The sequence below is a fragment of the Methylobacterium sp. XJLW genome, from assembly GCF_003254375.1.
Taxonomy (GTDB): Bacteria; Pseudomonadota; Alphaproteobacteria; order Rhizobiales; family Beijerinckiaceae; genus Methylobacterium; species Methylobacterium fujisawaense.
The window spans coordinates 3,150,320-3,170,693 of the sequence record NZ_CP016429.1 but is presented as its reverse complement, the minus strand read 5'-3'; the positions used below and the strand labels follow the sequence as shown (position 1 = coordinate 3,170,693).

Below are 20,374 nucleotides of genomic sequence, written 5' to 3'. Positions count from 1 at the left end.
GAAACGCCGCAGGGCGCGGATCCGATCCGGTGGACCGTCCGCGCCAGCTCAGCAGCACCGCCCGCATGTAGTCCCCGCGGGAACCCGCCGCAAGTCACGGACGCCGAACCCGTTCCGTCATCGACACGTTTCGCCGGTTTTCATCGCCGGCTTTCAGGGCTCCACGTCGTTGCCGGCATAGTCGAGGCGCCCATCCGCGGTCCGGCGCCAGATCCGGAGGGCGATCGGCGCTGCGGAGCGGTCGCCCCGGGCATCGAAGGCCACAGATCCGAGCAGCGTCCGCGACGGCCCCGCCCGCAGGGCCTCGGCCACCTTGCGGCCGTCGGCGATGCGGCCGGTCTTCGGATCGGCCGCCCGGGCGCGCTCGGTCGCCTGGGTCAGGAGCTCCACGGCCGCGTAGGCCCCGGCCGAGACGCTCTCGGCCTCGGGACTCCGCGGCGCCGGGCGGGCGCCGCGCGGTTCGGGCAGGCGCGGCGGATCGGGCGCCAGGGTCATCACGGTCCCGTCCCCGTCTGCGCCGGCCGCCGCGGCGAAGCTCGGGTCGAGGATGCCATCGCTCGCCACCAGGGTCGTGCCGAGGCCGGCCGCGCGCAAAGCGCGGAGCAGGGTGGCGGCATCGGGCGCGAGCCCGCCGAAATACACCGCATCGAGCCGCGCCGCCCTCAGCCGGGCCACGAGGTCCGAGAGATCGCGGCTGCCCCGAGCGAAGCCGTCGAACAGCACCTCCGGCGTGCCGGCCTCCTTCAGACGCGCCGCGACCGCGTCGGCGAGGCCCCGGCCGAAGGTGGAGCGGTCGCTGAGGATCCCGACCCGGCGCCCCGCGAAGGCCTTCGCCAGGTAGGCTCCGGCCGCCCGGCCCTGCTGGGCGTCGCTCGGGCCCAGGCGGAACAGGTTCCACAGGCCCCGGCCGGTGAGCGGCCCGTAGGCCGCCGCGGGCGCCACCATGACGGCCCCGGCCTCCTCGTGGACGGGCGCCGCGGCCGCGACCGCCCCGGATTCGAGCGGCCCGACCACGAGGCGCACGCCGTCGGCGGCGAACTTCCTGGCGTTCGCGGCGGCCTGCCGGGCCTCGCCGCCGTCGTCGGCGGGGACCAGGACCCAGCGCGGGCGCCCGCCGGCGGCGCGATTGAGATCGGCCACCGCCTGCTCGGCCCCCTGCCGGAGTCCCTGGCCGAAGGCGGCGTCCGGCCCGGTCAGCGGGGCCGAAAGCCCGATCCGGACCGGAGCCTGCGCGACGGCCGGGCTAGCCGCGAGGAGACCGGCGAGGATCGGGATGAGGCGACGCATCATGGCGGCACTCTAGGGCCGTCGGAGCCCCATCCGGAAGAGCAGCGTCACCGGATCGTTGAACGGATCGGGACGCTGATGCGCGCAGAAGCGCTGGCGGGCGGGCGCGATGTGCGGAATAAGGGCGTCGGCCCGGCCCGTCGCCGGGCGTGCCGGCGTCCCTTCACGCGTCGCCGGCCGAGACCCTCTGGGACGATTGACGATCATGACTTCGCTGTTCGCCGGCATCCAGGACGCGCCGCTCGACCCGATCATGCGCCTGTTCGAGGCCTTCAACGCCGACCCGAGCCCGAAGAAGCTCAACCTCGTCGTCGGCGTGTACACGGATGCGGACGGCAAGGTGCCGCGCCTGCGCGCCGTGCAGACCGCCGAGAAGCGCTGGATCGAGAAGGGCCTGCCGAAGACCTATCGTCCGATCGAGGGCACCAAGCCGTTCCGCGACGCGGTCCAGGAGCTGCTGTTCGGGAAGGGCGCGCCGATCCTGTCCCAGAACCGGGCGGCGACGCTCCAGAGCATCGGCGGCACCGGCGCCCTGAAGACCGGCGCGGACGTGCTGGCCAAGCTCTTCCCGAACGCCACCGTGGCGGTGAGCAACCCGAGCTGGGAGAACCACAAGGCCCTGTTCACCCAGGCCGGCTTCACCGTGGTCGACTATCCCTACTTCTCGGCCGAGACCGGCGGCGCCGACTATCCGGCCATGAAGGCCTATCTCCAGGATCTGCCGAAGGGGTCGATCGTGGTGCTGCACGCCTGCTGCCACAACCCGACCGGCGCCGATCTCAGCCTCGACGAGTGGCGCGACCTCGTGCCCCTGATGGCGGAGCGCGGCCTGATCCCGTTCCTCGACATCGCCTATCAGGGCTTCGGCAACGGCCTCGATGCCGATGCCGAGCCGGTGCGCCTCTTCGCCGAGTCGGGCCAGGAGTTCCTCGTCGCCTCCTCGTTCTCGAAGTCGTTCTCGCTCTACGGCGAGCGCGTCGGCGCGCTCACCATCGTGGCCGAGAATCCGGCCGCGAAGGCCAAGGTCGAGTCCTTCGCCAAGCGCCTCGTGCGGGCGAGCTACTCGAACCCGCACACCCACGGCGCCGCGATCGTCGAGATCGTGCTCACCGATCCGGAGCTGCGCGCCGACTGGGAGCGGGAGCTCGGCGAGATGCGGGACCGGATCCGCGCCATGCGTGAGCGGATGGCCGACAGCCTGCAGCAGCGCCACCCCGAGCGCGGCTTCGACGCCATCAAGACGCAGAAGGGCATGTTCTCCTACACGGGTCTCAGCCCCGCGGAGGCCACCCGCCTGCGCGAGGAGCACGAGGTCTACGCCCTGGAGACGGGCCGGATCTGCGTGGCCGCGGTCAACACCCACAACATCGACCACGTCATCGATGCGATCGACGCGGTGGTGAAGGGCTGAACATGTGGCGGCCCTCAAGCGCGTCTGCCGGTTCAACGTCTGGATCGATCCGGCCTTCGACGAACGCCTGAGGGCCGAGCCCGATATCGACCTGCAGGTGGGCGACCTGCAGGGCCCGGAGGACAAGCTCCGGGCGCTTCTGGCGCAGGCCCACGTCTTCCACGTCTCTCCGGCGCGGAACGAGCTGCCGCTCCGCTGGCACGTGAGCGACGCCCTGCTGGCCGAATGCCCGAACCTTCTGGCGATCTCGTCGGGCGGGGCGGGCTTCGACACGGTGGACGCCGCTGCCTGCACCCGGGCCGGCGTCGCGGTGATCAACCAAGTGGGCGGCAATGCCCGCTCGGTGGCGGAGCTGGCGATCGGCCTGATGCTCGCCGTCTCGCGCAAGATCTGCGTCTCGGACCGCCTGCTCCGGACCGCGCGCGGCTTCACCCGCGAATCGCTCATGGGCCACGAGATCGGCGGCGCGACCCTGGGCCTGATCGGGATCGGGCATACCGGCCGGGCGGTCGCCAAGCTGGCCCGCGGCTTCGACATGCGGGTCCTCGCCCACGATCCCCTGCTCCCGGACGCCGAGATCCGGTCCCGCGGCGCAGAGCCGGTGGACCGGGCGCGGCTGCTCGCCGAGTCCGACATCGTCTCCCTGCACTGCCCCCTCGACGACACGACCCGGGGCAGCTTCGACGCCCGGGCCTTCGCGGCGATGAAGCCGGGGGCGCTGTTCATCACCACGGCCCGGGGCGGCATCCATGACGAGGCGGCGCTCGCCGCAGCGCTCACCGCCGGACACCTCGCGGGGGCGGGCCTCGATGTCTGGACGCCGGAGCCGCCGCCCCTCGATTCGGTCCTGCTGCAGCTCGACACCGTGGTGGCGACCTACCACACCGCCGGCGTCACCCACGAGGCGCGGCGCACCGTAGCGGCCTGGGGCGCGGAGCAGATCATCGGCCTGCTCCGGGGCGAGACGCCGCCGCGGCTCGTCAACCCGGAGGTCTGGCCCGCCGTGCTGGAGCGTCTGGCGCGGCTGCTCGGCGGCGCCTGACCGGGAGCCGGTGCGGGGCTGAAGGGCTTCGCCTTCGCGTCGATGTTGGACGCCGGCTCAGCCGCGGCGTCGCGCCGTCATCCCGGGTCGAAGGCGATCCCGGCGCCGCAGGGGCATGCGGGAGGCGGGCGATCCGAAGCCGGGGTCCGTGCGAGATCTTCTCGCCTCGGTGGGTCTGGATCCCGGGCTCGGCGAAGCGGCCCGAGATGATGGGGCCGAACGGCTCCGATACATCCACCGCTCGCTCGTCCACACACGAGCACCGGAAGTTCGAGGCAACAACGGAGCTGCTCAACCGTACGCCGTGCGCTCCGCCAGCCCGGCCGAACTGTCGATCCCGCTCAGATTGTAATTATTCGAAATCTAGCTTTGCGAAACCTTTCGCAATCAAGCTTGACCGTGAATGTTTCTGCACCGTATCTGGCGCCATTCGAAACAGAACGGTCGACATCGTGGTATGGCGTAACTGTGCAAGATCTTGCACGCAGGCATCGCGCGGCGTTTCCAGGCACGCGGCCCGAATCTCTCTCCTCCTCGCTCCAGTATTTCTTCCGACTTCCGGCTGGGCACAACCTATCGTTGACAACTCCCAGGAGGTCCAGCTCGAGGAACTCTCGGTGGCCGGGACCGGCGACGGGCCGTCCCGCATCGACGGCTACCGGGCCACGCGGGCGGTGAGCGCCACGCGGACCGACACGCCCGTGCGCGAGGTGCCCCAGACCATCGTGGCGGTGCCGCAGGAGGTGCTGGAGGACGCGGCGGCCACGCGGATCGACACGGCCCTCGACCTCGCGGGCGTCGGCCGCGGCAACAATTTCGGCGGCCTCGGCCTGACCGAATTCACGATCCGCGGTTTGGCCACCGGCGAGTATTACCGCAACGGGTTCCCGATCAACCGCGGCTACCCGAACAGCCCCGACATCGTCTCCATCGAGCGCATCGAGGTGCTGAAAGGACCGTCGGCCTTCCTGTACGGCCGCGGCGACCCCGGCGGCACCTTCAACATCGTGACCAAGCAACCCCTCGCGGCGCGCTCCCTCACGGTCGGCACGCAGTACGGCAGCTTCGGCGCCAAGCGGAGCACCTTCGACGCCACCGGCGCCCTCGACGAGAGCGGGCAGGTTCTGGCGCGCGTCACCGGCGCCGTCGAGGACAACGGCAGCTTCCGGGACTTCGTCACCAGCGACCGCTACGCCCTCGCCCCGGTCATCGCCTGGAAGCCGAACGCGGACACGACCATCACCCTGGAGGGTGACTTCACCAGCACCGCGCAGACCTTCGACCGCGGCATCGTGCCAATGGGGGGCAACCTGCGCGCCCTGCCGCGCAGCCGCTTCATCGGCGAGCCGGGCCTGCCCCCGGCCCATGTCGACAACGCCCTCGGCCAGCTGCGGGTCGAGCACCGTTTCGACCAGGACTGGGTGCTGAACGTCGGCGCCCAGGTGCTCGGCGGGAACCTGTCGGGCTACGGCGTCGGCGCCATCGGCCTGCTACCGGATGGCCGGACCCAGAGGCGGACCCTGGAATGGCGGGACCTGACGTGGTCCGACCTCGACCTGCAGGCGAATCTCGCGGGCAAGTTCGACACCGGCCCGTTCCGCCACACGCTCCTGCTCGGGCTGGAATACGAGCTCTATCGCTATCGCGAGGTGTTCGACCGCTCGAATGTGGCGACGAACCCGTTCCTCCTCGATCTGCTCGCGCCCCGTTACGGACAGCCGCTGCCGCCGATCACCGCGCGGGTCACGAATTTCCTGCAGAAGACCGAGAGCTACGCCGGCTACGTGCAGGACCAGATCGACCTCACGCCCCGACTCCACGCCCTCGTGGGCGTCAGGGTCGAGGATCTCGGGCTGGTCTCGACGAACAACCTGACCAAGGCCACCACCGGCCTGCAGGGCCTGGTGGCGACGCCGCGCTTCGGCCTGCTCTACGACCTGACCGACACGGTGGCGGTCTACGGCAACTACGCGCGCTCCTTCCGGCCCAATATCGGCACGGATCGCAGCGGCCGGCCCTTCGCGTTCGAGGCGGGCGAGGGCTACGAGGCCGGCGCGAAGGTCAGCCTCCTCGACGGCCGTCTCGATGCCACCGCCGCCCTGTTCGAGATCCGGCGCTCCAACATCCTGAGCACCGATCCGGTCGACCCGAATTTCAGCGTGGCCACCGGCACGGTCCGCAGCCGCGGCTTCGACCTGACCGCCGCCGGCTACCTGGCCCCGGGCTGGCGCGTGATCGGGACCTACACGCGGGTCGACGCCACCGTCGCCCGCGACAACACCCTGCCGGTCGGCACGCGCATCGCCAACGTGCCCGCCAACAGCCTCGCGTTCCAGACCGTCTACGAGTTCCAGAGCGGCGACCTGAAGGGGCTCGGGCTCGGCGGCGGCCTCGACTTCGTCGGCCGGCGCGCCGCGGGAACGGCGCTCTCGACCTTCAACCTGCCGCAATACACGCTGGTCAACCTGATCTCGTACTATCAGATCGCGCCGGGCGTGCGGATCTACCTGAACGTCGACAACGTGTTCGACGCGACGTTCTACGACCGCGCGTTCCAGAACCGCTACGCGACGCCGGGGCAGCCCCGCACGATCATCGGCGGCGTCGCCGCCCGGTTCTGAGGATCCGGCCCGAACCCTAGATCGCCGCCGCCCGCATCCAGCCGAGCCCCGCCTCGGTGCCGGCGGCGGGGTGGTACTCGCAGCCGACGAAGCCGGAATAGCCGACTGCCTCCAGGGCGGCGAAGATCGGGTCGAAGGCGATCGTGCCGGTCCCGGGCTCGTGCCGTCCGGGATCGTCGGCGATCTGGACATGGGCGATGAGCGGCGCGTGCGCCCGGATCAGCGCCGCCGGATCGTGGCCGAGGCAGACGCAGTGATAGGCGTCGAACAGCAGCTTGACGTTCTCGCGGCCGATCGCCCGGATCGCCTCGAACGCCACCAGCGGGTCGTCGATCACGTAGTCGGCGATCGAGCCGGGGCCGATCGGCTCCACGATCACCGTCATGCCGCGCGCCGCGGCGGCGTCGGCCGCGAAGGCGAGGTTGTCGAGGTAGGTGTCCCAGAGCCGCGCCCGCTCGACCCCCGCGGGACGGACGCCCGCCATCGGGTGGACCATCCGGCAGCCGAGCTGCGCGACGTAGTCGAGGGTCGGCTCGATGGTGGAGCGATAGTACGCGACCCGGTCGGGCAGCGCCGCGAAGCCCTTCTCGCCCTTGGCAGCGTCCCCCGCCGGGAAGCCGGTCTGGACCAGCGGCACGCCCGCCCGCTCCAGCCAGTCCGCGACCTCCCGGGCCGGCGTCGCGAACAGGTTGGGATGCTCGACGGCACGGAACCCCGCCCGGGCCGCCGCCGCGAAGCGTTCGGAGAGCGGCAGCTCCGTGAACAGGAAACCGCAATGGCCGCTGAGACGGTCCTGGAAGGCACCGAGCTTCATGGTTCAGGCGCTCCCGCCGGTCTCGACCATCGCCCGCATCCGGTCCACCGCGGCATGGGGCGCGGTCAGGACCGGGACGTCCACGGCCTTGCGCACCGCCTCGGCCGCCCGGGAGGTGGAGAAATGCGCCAGCATGAGCGCGTCGCAATCGGCAAGCTCCGGTGCCCGCTCGGCGACCAGACGGTTGTGGGTCTCGGCGTCACCGGCGCGCAGACGCGCCATCGCGTCGTCCACCAGGATCGTCCGCAGGCTCGCCGGACGTCCGGTCTCGGCAACGAATTCCTCGAACTCGTCCGTCATCGTGCCGACCGAGGGGCCGAAGGTCGCCAGCATGCCGATGCGCTCGCCCCGGGCGATGGCGGCACGGAACATCGCCTCGTTCGGCTTGAGCACCGGCACCGGCACGGCCTCCATCAGCCGGTCGATGGCCGGCCCGAAAGCCGAGCAGGTGATCAGGATGCCGTCGGCACCCATGTCGTGGCCGTAGCGGCCGAACCGCACGAAGCGCTCGATCATGGCCTCCGAGATCGCGGCCGGCTCCTTCGCCCGATCCAGCGAGAGACCATCGTCGAGCAGGTTGACCGTCTCGGCCTCCGGCCAGTTCTCCGCGAAGGCGGTCTGGATCGGTGCCATGGCGACCGGTGTCGCGTGCAGGAGGACGATGCGGGGAGCCATGCCGTGTCCCGGGCTGGTCGAAGCGCCGGCCCGCGGCCGGTCGTGGTGTTGTAAGCGATTTCAAATGGGTAGCAAGATAGCGCAGGTCAGGTTCCGCGACGCCCGGGCGGAGCGGTGCTGGCGCGCAGGATCAACGCGGCGTCGATCTCGGTGAGGCGCACCACCGGCTTGCCCTGGATCCGAGCGATCAGGTGGTCGCCGGCGGCGTGCCCGATCTCGGCGGAGTGGATGCGGATCGTCGTGAGCGGCGGGTCCAGGAAGGGCGCGAAGTCGGAATCGTTGTGGCCGATCACCGACAGGTCTCCGGGGATGGAGAGCCCCCGCGCCCGGGCCTCGATCATCGCCCCGAAGGCGATCTGGTCGGTGCCGCAGATGATCGCGGTCGGCGGCTCTCCGCCGGCCAGCATCTGGCGGAATCCGTCGCGGCCGCCGCCGATCCCGTAGGAGATCTCGATGTCGTGCTCCGGGGCGAGACCGAGGCCGCGGGCAGCGAGCGCCGCCGCGATGCCCGTCACCCGGGCGCCGCCGCGATCGTTGTCCTTGCGCAGGCCCGAGATCACACCGATCCGGCGATGCCCGAGATCCATCAGGTAGTTGGCCGCCCGGGCCGCCGAGGCGGCGTTATCGAAGCCCACGCAGGGGCGCTCGCGGGACAGGCTGAAGGTCTGCACCATCGGGATCCCGGCGCGGGCGATCCGGGCATGGAGGTCCGGATGGTGGATGTCGCCGACCAGCATCAGCCCGTCGACGCCGCGCTCCAGCAGGAAGGTCGCCTCCCGCAACTCGTCCTCCAGGTCGTAGCCGGCATTGGCGGCGACCAGGGTGTAGCCCGCCTGCCGCAGCCGGTCCTGAAAGCTCGACAGGACACGCACGAAGGCTTCGTTCTCGATGTTGGGCACGACGGCGCCGACCGCCATGAACCGGCGCGTCGAGAGCGCCCGGGCCGCCCCGTTGGCGACGAAGCCGAGGTCCTGCGCGGCGCGCATCACGGCCTCCCGCTTGTCGGCCCGGACACCGGCGAAGCCGTTGAGCACCCGGGAGACGGTGGCGGTGGAAACACCGGCGCGGCGGGCGACATCCCGCGCCACCGGGCCCCGGGATGGCGGGTCGAGAATGTCTCCAGGCAAAGCCCCGGTCTGCTCCCGCGTCGAAATCGTCTGCTTCCCTCAGCCAGCATCGACGGTCAGCGCGATGCGCATCATCCCGGATCGACGGCATATCCGCAGCACGTCGATGCCAGACGCGGCCGGACCCTCGAACCGGCAGTATATTGACACCCCTCTCGCCTCCTGACTATCTGAAAGCGCTTTCAAGACAGCCGTGTATCGGGGCGGCCCGGAGGAGGATCCGATGGCGACGCTCGACCGGCCAGCGTCCGAGTTGAGAACGCCCGAGCGCGCGGCGCCAACCAACGGCGGCGCCGACGCGTCGGCGGCGGGCATCGCCGCCCCGCAGGCGATCGTCACCAGCCTGAAGCGCAGCGACGCGGTCACGCCCTACCGGTTCCGCGACCTGCTGGCGCTCGACGATTTCGAGCGGCACGCACGCAAACGCCTGCCGCCGATGATCTTTCAATACGTGGCCGGCGGGGTCGAGACCGGATCGGCCCTGGCGCAGAGCCGCGGTGCCTATGCCGATTACGCCCTTCTGCCCCGGCTGATGCGGGACACCTCAGGGCGCGACACCGCCACGACGCTGTTCGGCCAGACCTACGCGGCGCCCTTCGGCATCGGTCCACTGGGTGGCGCCGCCTTCATCGCCTACCGGGGCGACCTCGTCCTGGCCGAGGCGGCGCGGCGGATGAACCTGCCGATGTGTCTGAGCGCGTCCTCGCTGATCAAGCTGGAGGACGTGTACGCCCAGAACCCGCAGGCTTGGTTCCAAGGCTACCTGCCGGGGGATCAGAACCGGATCGACCGTCTGCTCGACCGGGTCGAGGCCACGGGCTACCGGACCTTCGTGGTCACCGCCGATACGCCGACGCTGGGCAACCGGGAGCACAACACCCGCAGCGGCTTCTCCATGCCGATCAAGGTGACGCCCAAGGTGGCGTGGCAGAGCGCGACGCACCCGCGCTGGCTCCTGGGCACCGTCGCCCGGACCTTCCTCCAGCACGGGGCGCCGCATTTCGAGAACACCGAGGCGACGCGCGGACCGCCGATGATGTCGCAGGGGGCGGTGCGCAACACCATCGCCCGCGACCAGCTCTCGTGGAAGAACCTGGAGGCGATCCGCAAGCGCTGGTCCGGCAACCTGCTGGTGAAGGGGCTCCTGGCGCCGGAGGATGTCGAGATCGCCCGGTCGTGCGGCGTCGACGGCGTGATCCTCTCGACCCATGGCGGCCGCCAGCTCGACTACGCCGTCGCCCCCCTCGACGTGCTGCCGGAGATCGCCGCCCGGAAAGGCGGCCTGAAGATCATCGTCGACAGCGGCATCCGCCGGGGCACCGACGTGATGAAGGCCCTGGCGCTCGGCGCCGACTTCGTCCTGCTCGGCCGGCCCTTCATGTTCGCCGCGGCGCTGGGCGGGGTGGCGGGCGTCGAACTCGCCATGCGGATCCTCAAGGAGGAGCTCGACCGCGACATGGCGCTGATCGGCGTGAACCGCCTGTCGGAGCTCAACCCCGATTTCCTCCGTCGCGTCCCGCGGCGGGGCTGAGGCAGGGGCGCCGTTGGCCATGAGCGTCGTGCAGCCGCGGGGCTCACCGCCACCCTCGCCGCTCGCATCGCCGTACCCGATTGCAGCCGACCGTCACGGACTGCGGGACAAAACCCGACATCCGGGACACGGTCCGTTCCGAACGGGCCGCGTGACCGGACGGGCTCCGAGCGGCGCGCGGATCTGCTTTCCCGCACGGGAGAGGGGCCCTGCGCGTCGCGAGGTGAGAACAGGATCGCTGCCGTGTATCGTGGCCCCGCCACCGCGCGCAGCTGTCTATCCCTATCGATCGCGCGTTCTCCCACGCCGCACCGAGGACACCGTCGGCCGAGAGCGCTCTCCGGAGCCGCATCCAATGACCACCGAGACCGTCCCGCAGAAACCCGTCCTCTTGACCGGAGCCTCGGGCGCGCTCGGGCGCGTGCTGACCCGCGCCCTCGGCGAACAGGGATGGACCCTCCGGCTCACCGACCGCGTCCCCTTCCCCGACCCCCTGCCCGCGGGGGCGCGCTTCCAGCTTGCCGACCTGGAAGACGGGCCGGCGATCCTGCGGCTGGCCGAGGGCTGCGGCACGATCCTCCACTTTGGGGGGATCTCGGTGGAGCACCCGTTCGAGACCGTGATCGGCCCCAATATCCGCGGCCTCTACCACGTCTACGAGGCGGCCCGCCGCGAGGGCGCGCGGATGATCTTCGCCTCCTCGAACCACGCCATCGGGTTCCACCCGCGCTCCGCGGTACTGGACGACGATTCCAGCCTGGCGCCGGACGGCTTCTACGGCCTGTCCAAGGCCTACGGCGAGCTGATGGGCGGCCTCTACCGCGACAAGCACGGGGTGGAGAGCGTCTTCCTGCGGATCGGCTCGTGCTTCCCGGAGCCCACAGACGCCAGGATGCTGGCGACCTGGCTGTCCTACGCCGACCTGACCCGGCTGATCGCCTGCGCCACCCTGGCGCCGAGCCTCGGACCGGCCGGTTCGGTGGTGATCTGGGCCGCGTCCAACAACAGCCGCATGACATGGTGGCGGCGGGACGGGCGCGCCGTGATCGGCTGGACCCCGCAAGACAGCGCGGATTCCTACGTCGCGGCTCTGGAAGGCAAGACCAGCGGCGACCCGGTGGTCGAGCGCTACCAGGGCGGCGGGTTCGCGGGGATCGATTATTCACGGGCTGCGCCACCGCGGTGACGGCGCCCAGGCTTCCGGGCGACGGCACGCCCATCCGGACGCCGCATCGTGATGAAGTCCGGGCGCGGAGCGTCCGGGAGCGGCCATCCGATCGGTGGATCGACAGTCGCCCACGCAACCCGATGGAACACGACATGGCAGACGCGCAGACGGTGACACGGCTGAAATGCGCCCTGGTGGTGCGCGGCGCCTTCGACGCGCATGTCATCCCGGCCTGCGAGGCTGCGGGTGGCCGGACGGCGATCCACTGGGCGCCGACCACCGTGATCATGAAGGCGCTCGCCGAGGGTGAGGCGGCCGACGCGGTGGTGGTTCTGTCGGACGCCATGGACCGGCTGATCGCGGAAGGCCGCGTGGAGCCGGAGAGCCGGGTCGATGTCGTCCGCTCGCGTTACGGCATCGCCGTCAAGGCGGGCGCTCCTCATCCGGACATCACGAGCGTCGAGGCGCTGAAACGCACCCTCGTGGAGGCGCGGTCCGTGGCTTATTCCCGGGCGGGGGCCAGCGGGATCTACTTCGCCGGCCTGCTGCCGCGGCTCGGCCTCGCCGACGCGGTCAACGCCCGGGCGACCATCATCCCGCAGGGGTTCACCGCCGAGAAGCTCGTCTCCGGTGAGGCGGACATCGCGGTCCAGCAGATCAGCGAGCTGATGGTGGTGCCGGGGATCGCGGTGGTCGGCCCCTTCCCCGAGCCGGTGCAGGAGGTGACGACCTTCGCGGCCGCGATCCTGCGCGATGCGACCGACCGGGCCGGCGCCGCCCGGTTCCTGGCCGGCCTGACGACGCCGGCGGCGGCTGCGGCGTACCGGGCGAGCGGGCTGGAGCCCGCCTTCTGAAACACACGACGCGGCCGGATCCGGTCAAGCTCTTGATCGTCGTCGGCACACCCTGCCCCGGAGCGCAGGGGGGCCGGATGAACGTCTCGCTGCCCGGGGCCATCCAGAGGCCATGGAGCCTGGAACCGAAGCGCAGCCGATACGGGCCGCGAAAGGCATGCGAGTGACTGTACGCGCGACCCGGTCCGACGCGATCAGGACAGCGTCGCCGAGGCCTGCGCGGCGGGCGCCACCGCGACGGCCTGTTCGACGCGTTCCGGATGCCGGCATCCCATCCCCGAACGGCGCCTGGACAGTGGGACGTCGAACCGCCCGTGCGCCCCCACTCACAGGCGCACGGGATCGACCCTGTCGCGGACGGCGCGGCTCTCCTGATCGTCCGCATCCTGCACGGGCGGAAGGATCGGGAACGCGCCCCCGCCTGACGCCTGCGGCGACGGCTCTCTCGGCCGCGACGGGCTTCCCGGGGTTCGCGACCGCAAAAAAGTCCTTATGCTCGTGCTGTCCGGACGCCCAATCCCGTCCGACCGGATCGCCCCACTCATGCTGAAGACAGCCTTCGTTGCCGCCCGCGACCGTCAGCGGCTGTCCGAGATCGCCACGATCCTGATCGGCTTCGGCGTCACCCGCGTCGTGGACCGGCTCGGCCTGCGCTACCTGCCGCTGGTGCCGCGCCGTCAGCCCCGGGTCGACGTCACCCGTCTGTCCGAGCCCGAGCGGCTGCGCCGGGCGATCGAGGCGCTCGGGCCGACCTTCATCAAGTTCGGGCAGGTCCTGGCCAGCCGGCCGGATCTCCTGTCGCCGGCCTGGACCGAGGAACTGCAGAAGCTCCACAGCCAGGTCGTCCCGGTGACGTGGGAGCAGATCGGCCCGCAGCTCGAACTCGATCTCGGCGGCTCGCCCTTCGAGGTCTTCGCCGAGTTCGACACCAACCCCATCGCCTCAGCCTCGATCGCCCAGGTCTACCGGGCACGGCTGCACTCCGGCGAGGACGTGATCGTCAAGGTGCTGCGACCGAACCTGCGCAAGATCATCGAGGCGGACCTGCGTCTGATGGCGCACGGCGCCCGCATCGTCGAGAACGAGTGGCCCGACATGGCCCGCTACCAGCCGCGGGAGCAGATGCGCCATTTGGCCGACGGGCTGAACGGCGAGCTCGACCTCTTGAACGAGGCCCGCAACTGCGAGCTGCTGGCCCAGATCTTCGAGGACCGCGACGACATCGTCTTCCCGAAGATCCACTGGGAATACTGCTCCGAGCGCGTGCTGGTGCAGGACTTCATCCACGGCATCCCGCCCAACGACGAGGCGGCCCTGCGCGCGGCGGGCATCGACAAGAAGCTGCTCGCCCAGAAGGGCACCGACGCGTTCCTGCAGATGGCGCTGATCGAGGGCGTGTTCCACGCCGATCCGCACCCCGGCAATATGCTGGCCCTGCCCGGCAACAAGATCGGCTTCATCGATTTCGGCATCATCGGCCGGCTGTCGCAGCGGCGGCGCTCGCAGCTGCTCGTGCTGATCGGCGCCATGCTCAAGCAGGATGCCGACGGCCTCATGGCCGTGCTCCTCGACTGGACCGGCACCAGCAACCCGGACCTGACCCGCCTCCAGGTCTCGGCCCAGTCCTTCGTGGAGAGCCACTCGTCGATTCCGCTGAATCTCGGACTGGTGCTCACCGACTTCATGAACATGGCCCGCGAGAACGACCTCGCCATGCCCACCGACCTCGCCATCCTGTTCAAGGGGCTGGTGACCGCCGACGGCGTGATGCGCCACCTCGACCCGAACTTCGACCTGTTCGCCGCCGCCGGTCCCACGGTGCGCGCCAGCATGCAGACGCAGTTCTCGCTCTCGGCCCTCAAGCAGAAGGCCGAGGCTCTGGGCGTGGGTCTGTATGGCGCCGCCTCGGAGCTGCCGACCCTGATCCACCTGATGCTGGTGCGCCTCAAGCAGGGGCGCGTCACCGTCGAGATCGAGGTGAAGGGCCTCGACAAGGTCACCCGCGGCATCGAGCGCGCCGCCGCGCGGGTCGCCGTGGCCCTGGTGGTTGCGGCCTTCGCCACCCAGCTCGCGCCCCGGCTGATCGACCTCGGCACCCCCGTCTTCGTCTCGATCGGATTAATTATTTTCATCCTGGGGATCGGCTGGCTCGTGCTGCTGATGCGAAATAAGTAACCGTCTTCGCGCCTGCACTCGGCGATTAAAACCGTCTCACCTGCGACCGAATACCGTACTCGTTTGATTATCCCGCGCGCCATGCTAGCGTGACACGTCCAGCGATTCGCTTGGCTGCGAGTGGCCAGACGGCACCAGAAGCGGTTCAGACCGCCAGTGCCGCTCGGGCTCCGACTTCGCGTCGCCGCGCCGCGTGATCGGGAGACCTCCGGCGGTGCGCCTTGCACGGGCGCCCCGTCGCGACGACGAGGGGGGAAGGCGGGCGATGGATGCGGACATCGTACGGCCGCGGATCGACGGGGTGGAGTGCCACGTCGAGACGCTCGAAGCGGAGAACATCCGCCTGCGCCACTTGCTCTCCCAGGCCACAACGCAGGCGGACCGGGAACGGCAGCGGAGCCGGCGGCTCGGTCGGATCGTCGAAGCGGCGAGCCGTGTTGAAGCCGGGCGCCTGGCGGCCGAATGGATTGCGACGCCGCACAGGCCGACATTCCGGGGAACTTCCGGGCTCGGCTCGGCGATGGCACCACGCGCCACCGACCGGCTGCTCCCGTCGGGGTCACAGCAAGCAACAAACGATTTCCTGGAACTGCTGGACCGTGACGGGTGCCTGATCACCGCCAGCGAGGACGGCCCGGCCCTGTCCGCCGCCGCGGACGAGGCGGAGGCGATCGGCCGGCCCTGGATCGAGGCCTGGACGCGCGCCGAGGATCGGGAGGCCGTGGCCGCGGCCCTGGACCGGGCGCGGATCGGACGCCCGAGCCGGTTTCAGGCCCAGTCGGAGACCGGCGGCACGATCCGGTGGTGGGACGTGGCCGTCACGCCGATCGGCGCGGCACCGGACCGGCCCGAGCGCATCCTGGCCGTGTCACGCGATATCACCGAGTTGAAGCTGACCGAGGCGAACCAGACGCTGCTGATGCAGGAACTCGCCCATCGGATGAAGAACACGATGGCCATGGTCCAGGCCGTTGCCACGCAGACGATGCGCAACGCGCCCTCGCTGGAGGCGGCCGGCGAGGCCTTGGCCGCGCGGCTTCTGGCCCTGGCCAAGGCCCACGACGTCCTGCTGCAGGGCTCCTTCGCCCGGGCTTCACTGACGGGCCTGGTCGAGGGAGCCGTGTCCCTCCACGGGGACGGCGTGGCGGGCCGCTTCCGCATCGCCGGCCCCGATCTGACGCTCGGCCCGCGGCACGGCATGACCCTGGCGCTGATGCTGCACGAGCTCGGGACCAACGCGGCCAAGTACGGCGCGCTGTCGGTGGCCGCAGGCTGGGTCCGCATCACCTGGAACGTCGCGGAGGCGGCGGGCGGACAGACGCTCCGGTTCCGGTGGGAGGAGAGCGGCGGACCGCCCGTCACGCCTCCGACCCGGACGGGCTTCGGCACCCGGCTCATCGCCCGCAGCCTCGCCCACAGCTTCGGCGGGACCGCCCACCTGAGCTATCCCCGCGAGGGCGCGGTGCTGACCTTCGAGGCGCCCCTCGACGCCGTGATGGCGGCCTGATCCGGACTTTGCTGCCCGGCGCTAGGCGCTGAGCCGGGTCTGCGCCCGCAGGTCCCGGAGGGCCGCGATCGTCCGGTCGCGCAGGGTTCTGAGGTCGATCAGCGATCCAGTCAGATCGTCGCCGGCCTTGGCGGATTCCTCAAGACCGCGGCAGGCCCGGGACAGCTCGGCGCAGCCGAGCATGCCCGACATCGAGACCAGCGTATGCGCCTCGCGGCCGTAATCGTCATTGGCGCGATCCGGCCCCTCGAAGGCGGTGGTGAGACTGACGACGAACCGGTCGAGGAGGCCGACGAGCTTCTCCGCGCCGATGACGGCCGTGAGTTCATCGAGCGCGTCCCGGTCCACCAGGGAGTGCGACACCGTCCGTCTCCAATTGCGGATGCGTCGCAGCAATCAAGAAGCGCGCAACCAGGTCGTTGGCCAGAGGCCAGACTTGCACAGACATGTTTACACCGGCCTGCGTCAGCTTTTCAACAAAGCGTGACCGGTTGGCGCCCTCATCGGGACGGATCCCGGCGCGCCGGTCGGCGCGAGGCGGCCGCCCAGTCGACTGAGAAGCGTTCCGGGCGCGGCGCAACCCACATTGGCACGACCGTGCGCCGCGCGTTGCGAATCAGTTCGGGCTCTCCTAGCCTGGGAACTGTCGCGCTGGCATCGGGAGGGAGCTGCATGAGTGCTGTGTTTGCCGTCCTCCCCGCAGGACTTGACCGCGCCCCCGTGCGGGTCGGCTAAACGCTTCCCGCTTTCGCCCGGCCCCGCTGCCCGGCGCTCCTGAATACACGCCCGTCTCATTTCGCCGGCGCGCATCCTTCGCGATGGTGCGCCCGCGTCGCTCGGAGCCGACGCCTGCCCGCGTCGGGCACATGCATGTCTCTGTCCTCGCCCCGGCAGGCGGACGCGGTCCGTCGCGTCCTGGCCTTCGTCGTCCGCAGCTGGCACAGGCGCTGGCCCCTCGTCGCCGGTCTTACCGGCGCGATCACGCTCGTCACCCTGGCGGAAGTGTTGCTGCCGCTCTACGCGGGCCGCTTGGTCGACGCCCTTTCCGGCAGCGAGCGCCGCGCGGCGCTGGAGGCGGCGTGGCCCGCCTTCCTGGCGATGACCGGGCTCGGCCTCGCCACCGCGGTGCTGCGGCACGTCGCGTGGAGCCTGGTGGTGCCGCTCTCGCTGCACACCATGAGCGACATCGTCCGCAACGGCTTCGGCCGGGTCCAGCGCTTCTCCACGGAGTGGCACGCCAACACCTTCTCGGGCTCCACGGTCCGGAAGATCTCCCGCGGCATGTGGGCGATCGACGGACAGGACGTGGCGTCGGCGAGCCAAGCGAGCCTGCGGGCTCAGGTCGCCATCGTGCCCCAGGAACCGGTGCTGTTCCACCGCTCCCTGGCCGAGAACATCGCCCATGCCCGCGCCGGCGCCTCGGCGCAGGAGATCGAGCGGGCGGCGCATCTCGCGAACGCGCACGCCTTCATCGGGCGGCTGCCCAAGGGCTACGCCACGCTGGTCGGCGAGCGCGGGGTCAAGCTCTCGGTCGGCGAGCGCCAGCGCGTGGCGCTCGCCCGCGCCTTCCTGGCGGATGCGCCGATCCTGATCCTCGACGAGGCGACCTCGAGTTTGGATTCGGAATCCGGGGCGCTGGTGCAGGAGGCCATGATCCGACTGATGCGCGGGCGCACCGCCATCGTCATCGCCCATCGGCTGTCGACGGTGCGGGCCCTCGACCGCATCCTCGTCTTCGACCGCGGCCGCATCGTCGAGGACGGCCCCCACGCCACCCTGAAGCGTCGCCCGAACGGGGCGTATCGGGCCCTGTTCGAGCGGCAATCCGTCCTGGCGGAGGGCGTGTGAGGATCCTGTTCGTCTGCGGCCGGGCGCGCGCCCGCAGCCCGACTGCAGAGCGGATCTTCGCGCGCGTCCCTGGGATCGAGACGGCCAGCGCCGGCGTGTCGCCCGACGCCGACGAGCCGGTGGACGTCGACCATCTTGCCTGGGCCGAGATCGTCGTCGTCATGGAGCCCGCGCACCGGCGCAAGCTGATGCGGCGCTTCGGGGCACATCTGCGCGGGGTCCGCCTCGTCTGCCTCGATGTCCCCGACGCCTACGCGTTCATGGCGCCCGCGTTGGTCCGCCTGCTGGAAGCGCGCGCGGCCCGCTTCCTGCCGCGCTGAGCGCGCGCCGCGGAGGAACCCGCGACGCCGCCGAGGGATCGCCGTCCGATGTCCGATGCCGGCAGCCGCATTGCCGTTTTTTAATCTTGCGGACATGCCACCAAATCATCGCCGGTCTATTATCTGAACACGGAATGAATAAGGCCAATGCAGATGAAGGCCTTTTCTCCGGTAATAGAGGGATATTTCATTATGTCCTACCATAAATCCATGGTTGCGGCCCTCGTGCTCACCACAATCGTCGGCGGAACGGCCTACGCGGCGGAGCAGGCGGCCCAGCACAACGGCACGCAGGTCAGCGCGAGCCAGACCGCGATCGACAAGGATGTCGGCAAGCTCTCGAAGGACGGCGCGCAGGGCTTCAGGGATCTCCAGCTTACCCGCCTCGCGATCTTCGAGGCCAATCCCGGCCAAGCCAAGGACATGATCGCCAAGGCTCAGGCGGCCTTCGCGAAGGCCAAGTCCGATGACGCGGTGTTCACCAAGGCCGAGGCCGAGCTCAAGTCGCCGGCCGACATGGCCGCTCACAAGGCGACCGCGCCGGGGGACAAGGCCGGAGCCAAGCCGGCTTCCAAGGAGCAGGTCGCCTGGGTGCCTGTCGACGCGCAGCTGACCTTGGGCGACGATTTCGTGGCCACGCCCACCAAGGCCTCGGCGGTGACCGAGGCGAACAAGAACCTCGCACAGGGTGACCAGAAAGGCGCCTTGGAGAAACTCAAGCTCGCCCATGTCGACGTCAACTTCACGATGGCAGTCCTGCCGCTGAACACGACCATCGCAAATGTCGACCAAGCGGCGGCGCTGATCGGACAGGGCAAGTATTACGAAGCGAATGCGGCTCTGAAGACAGCCCAGGACAACATGCGCTTCGACGTGATCGATGCGGTCGCGGTGCCTCAGAAGGCGACCGCCGCCGCGGCCGACAAGGGCGCGCCGCAGGCCACGGGCACGACCGCGGGTGCCAAGACCGGCCAGTGAACGACCGCTGATGATGGCCGCGCCCGATGGATCTCAGGCGCGGCCCGGTCGGCACGTACACGGGAGGGTCGCGTGCGGCGATTCTGGATCTCGACCGTCCTGGGACTCGAACTGCTCCTCGGCGGAACCCTGACGGCGTCCGCGCGGGCGTCGGGGGTTCCGGTTTTCAATATCCGGGCGATCTGCGCGCCGGAGCACCGGGCGGGATCCAGCGCCGTCGATCGGGCGAGCTACCGGGGTTGCCTGTCCGACGAGGCTGCCGCGCGGCGCACCCTGATCAGGCGCTGGGCCACGTTCGACGTGGCGGAGCGCCGGACCTGTGCCGTGGAGAGCCAGATCGGCGGCGCCCCATCCTACGTGGCGATGCTGACCTGCCTGCAGCTCGGAAGCGACGCGCTGCCGGTCAACCCATCGGGTCCGCCCTGAGACGACGGCATCCGCGCGACGCCCGCCTGCACGCGCCAGGTCGACGCCGCTACGGACGCCGCAACGGATCGCACGTCCGTGATCCACGCATGAGGAACCAGCGACATCTCCAAGACGTCCTGCACTATCGATTGAATGGATGAGGCATCATGTTCAAGACTACGGCACGCGCTGCTCTTTGCCTGGCTTGCGTCTGGTCTATCACGCCCGCTCTGGCGGCCCCGAAGGAGATGCCCCAGGGCAAGCGTGATGAGATGTCGATGAAGGACACCAAGCACGAGGTGGCGATGCAGCGGAAGGAGAATAAGGAAGCCAACAAGAACGTCGACAGCCTGATCACGAACCGCAAGTGAGCGGTCGCGTTCCCGTCGACGACTGACTGTCTTGCTACCGAGAGGAACACCGGACGCGGTGCTCCTCTCCCGGCGGTCCCGGGCCTGGCTCGGGACGGCTCGCGCGCGGGGGCACTCGGCATCGCGGCCCGCGTGCGGTCTTCGAGTGGTCACCGGGCCGGGCCTTGGCTTAGGGATGGGTCCGGGCGCGCACGGCGCCGCCGCAGGAGCCAGCGCCATGCCCGGTCGGACTTCGTC

18 protein-coding genes are annotated in these 20,374 nt (G+C 70.3%); 13 read left to right on the top strand and 5 right to left on the bottom strand.

The genetic code is table 11. The features are described 5' to 3' along the window. Positions 1-153: 153 nt before the first annotated feature. On the bottom strand, positions 154-1,290 hold the full coding sequence (locus tag A3862_RS14695) for a branched-chain amino acid ABC transporter substrate-binding protein (protein ID WP_043758765.1): 1,137 nt from the start codon (positions 1,288-1,290) through the stop codon (positions 154-156). 202 nt (positions 1,291-1,492) lie between these two features. Here A3862_RS14695 and A3862_RS14690 point away from each other — a divergent pair, with 202 nt between their 5' ends. From A3862_RS14690 to A3862_RS14680, 3 genes are all read left to right on the top strand, one after another. Next, positions 1,493-2,698, top strand: coding sequence for an amino acid aminotransferase (locus A3862_RS14690; protein WP_043761359.1), 1,206 nt, complete (start codon positions 1,493-1,495; stop codon positions 2,696-2,698). Positions 2,699-2,702: 4 nt separating this feature from the next. Then, on the top strand, positions 2,703-3,740 hold the full coding sequence (locus A3862_RS14685) for a hydroxyacid dehydrogenase (protein WP_111473681.1): 1,038 nt from the start codon (positions 2,703-2,705) through the stop codon (positions 3,738-3,740). A 617-nt stretch (positions 3,741-4,357) separates the two neighbouring features. After that, positions 4,358-6,361 (top strand): TonB-dependent siderophore receptor, encoded by a 2,004-nt coding sequence (locus A3862_RS14680; protein ID WP_111473680.1) that lies wholly within the window; start codon positions 4,358-4,360, stop codon positions 6,359-6,361. Positions 6,362-6,377: 16 nt separating this feature from the next. On the opposite strand, the gene A3862_RS14675 is transcribed toward A3862_RS14680, so the two are convergent. From A3862_RS14675 to A3862_RS14665, 3 genes are all read right to left on the bottom strand, one after another. Then, the gene (locus tag A3862_RS14675; RefSeq protein WP_111473679.1) at positions 6,378-7,175 is read right to left on the bottom strand and encodes a hydroxypyruvate isomerase family protein; all 798 of its coding nucleotides are present in this window, start codon (positions 7,173-7,175) and stop codon (positions 6,378-6,380) included. Positions 7,176-7,178: 3 nt separating this feature from the next. After that, positions 7,179-7,850, bottom strand: coding sequence for an aspartate/glutamate racemase family protein (locus A3862_RS14670; protein WP_053609490.1), 672 nt, complete (start codon positions 7,848-7,850; stop codon positions 7,179-7,181). An 86-nt stretch (positions 7,851-7,936) separates the two neighbouring features. Continuing rightward, positions 7,937-8,977 carry a LacI family DNA-binding transcriptional regulator gene (locus tag A3862_RS14665; protein ID WP_043382860.1) on the bottom strand — a complete coding sequence of 347 codons (1,041 nt, stop codon included), beginning with the start codon at positions 8,975-8,977 and terminating at the stop codon, positions 7,937-7,939. Between the two features lie 223 nt (positions 8,978-9,200). On the opposite strand from A3862_RS14665, the gene A3862_RS14660 reads away from it, so the two are divergent. From A3862_RS14660 to A3862_RS14640, 5 genes are all read left to right on the top strand, one after another. Beyond that, complete coding sequence (locus A3862_RS14660; protein WP_111473678.1) at positions 9,201-10,508, top strand: alpha-hydroxy acid oxidase; 1,308 nt, start codon at positions 9,201-9,203, stop codon at positions 10,506-10,508. A gap of 355 nt (positions 10,509-10,863) precedes the next feature. Next, positions 10,864-11,694 (top strand): NAD-dependent epimerase/dehydratase family protein, encoded by an 831-nt coding sequence (locus A3862_RS14655; RefSeq protein WP_043758771.1) that lies wholly within the window; start codon positions 10,864-10,866, stop codon positions 11,692-11,694. A gap of 134 nt (positions 11,695-11,828) precedes the next feature. Then, positions 11,829-12,530, top strand: a complete 702-nt coding sequence (locus tag A3862_RS14650; RefSeq protein ID WP_043354784.1) for a substrate-binding domain-containing protein — start codon at positions 11,829-11,831, stop codon at positions 12,528-12,530. A 543-nt stretch (positions 12,531-13,073) separates the two neighbouring features. Beyond that, complete coding sequence (locus tag A3862_RS14645; protein ID WP_043382852.1) at positions 13,074-14,705, top strand: ABC1 kinase family protein; 1,632 nt, start codon at positions 13,074-13,076, stop codon at positions 14,703-14,705. Between the two features lie 265 nt (positions 14,706-14,970). Then, entirely contained in the window at positions 14,971-16,212 is a 1,242-nt protein-coding gene (locus A3862_RS14640) for a sensor histidine kinase (protein ID WP_043382849.1), read from the top strand. A gap of 21 nt (positions 16,213-16,233) precedes the next feature. Here the strand turns inward: A3862_RS14640 and A3862_RS14635 are convergent, their stop codons facing one another. Beyond that, complete coding sequence (locus A3862_RS14635; RefSeq protein ID WP_043354763.1) at positions 16,234-16,575, bottom strand: Hpt domain-containing protein; 342 nt, start codon at positions 16,573-16,575, stop codon at positions 16,234-16,236. Between the two features lie 507 nt (positions 16,576-17,082). On the opposite strand from A3862_RS14635, the gene A3862_RS14630 reads away from it, so the two are divergent. From A3862_RS14630 to A3862_RS14610, 5 genes are all read left to right on the top strand, one after another. After that, entirely contained in the window at positions 17,083-18,060 is a 978-nt protein-coding gene (locus tag A3862_RS14630) for an ATP-binding cassette domain-containing protein (RefSeq protein WP_043758773.1), read from the top strand. Beyond that, a complete protein-coding gene (locus A3862_RS14625; RefSeq protein WP_043758775.1) occupies positions 18,057-18,380 on the top strand; it encodes a low molecular weight protein tyrosine phosphatase family protein in 324 nt (107 codons plus the stop codon). Before A3862_RS14630 ends, A3862_RS14625 begins: the two co-directional genes overlap by 4 nt. 192 nt (positions 18,381-18,572) lie before the next feature. Beyond that, complete coding sequence (locus tag A3862_RS14620) at positions 18,573-19,358, top strand: YfdX family protein (protein WP_043349166.1); 786 nt, start codon at positions 18,573-18,575, stop codon at positions 19,356-19,358. Positions 19,359-19,430: 72 nt separating this feature from the next. Continuing rightward, on the top strand, positions 19,431-19,784 hold the full coding sequence (locus A3862_RS14615; protein WP_052083656.1) for a hypothetical protein: 354 nt from the start codon (positions 19,431-19,433) through the stop codon (positions 19,782-19,784). A gap of 149 nt (positions 19,785-19,933) precedes the next feature. Beyond that, the gene (locus A3862_RS14610; protein WP_043382839.1) at positions 19,934-20,137 is read left to right on the top strand and encodes a hypothetical protein; all 204 of its coding nucleotides are present in this window, start codon (positions 19,934-19,936) and stop codon (positions 20,135-20,137) included. Positions 20,138-20,374 lie beyond the last annotated feature (237 nt).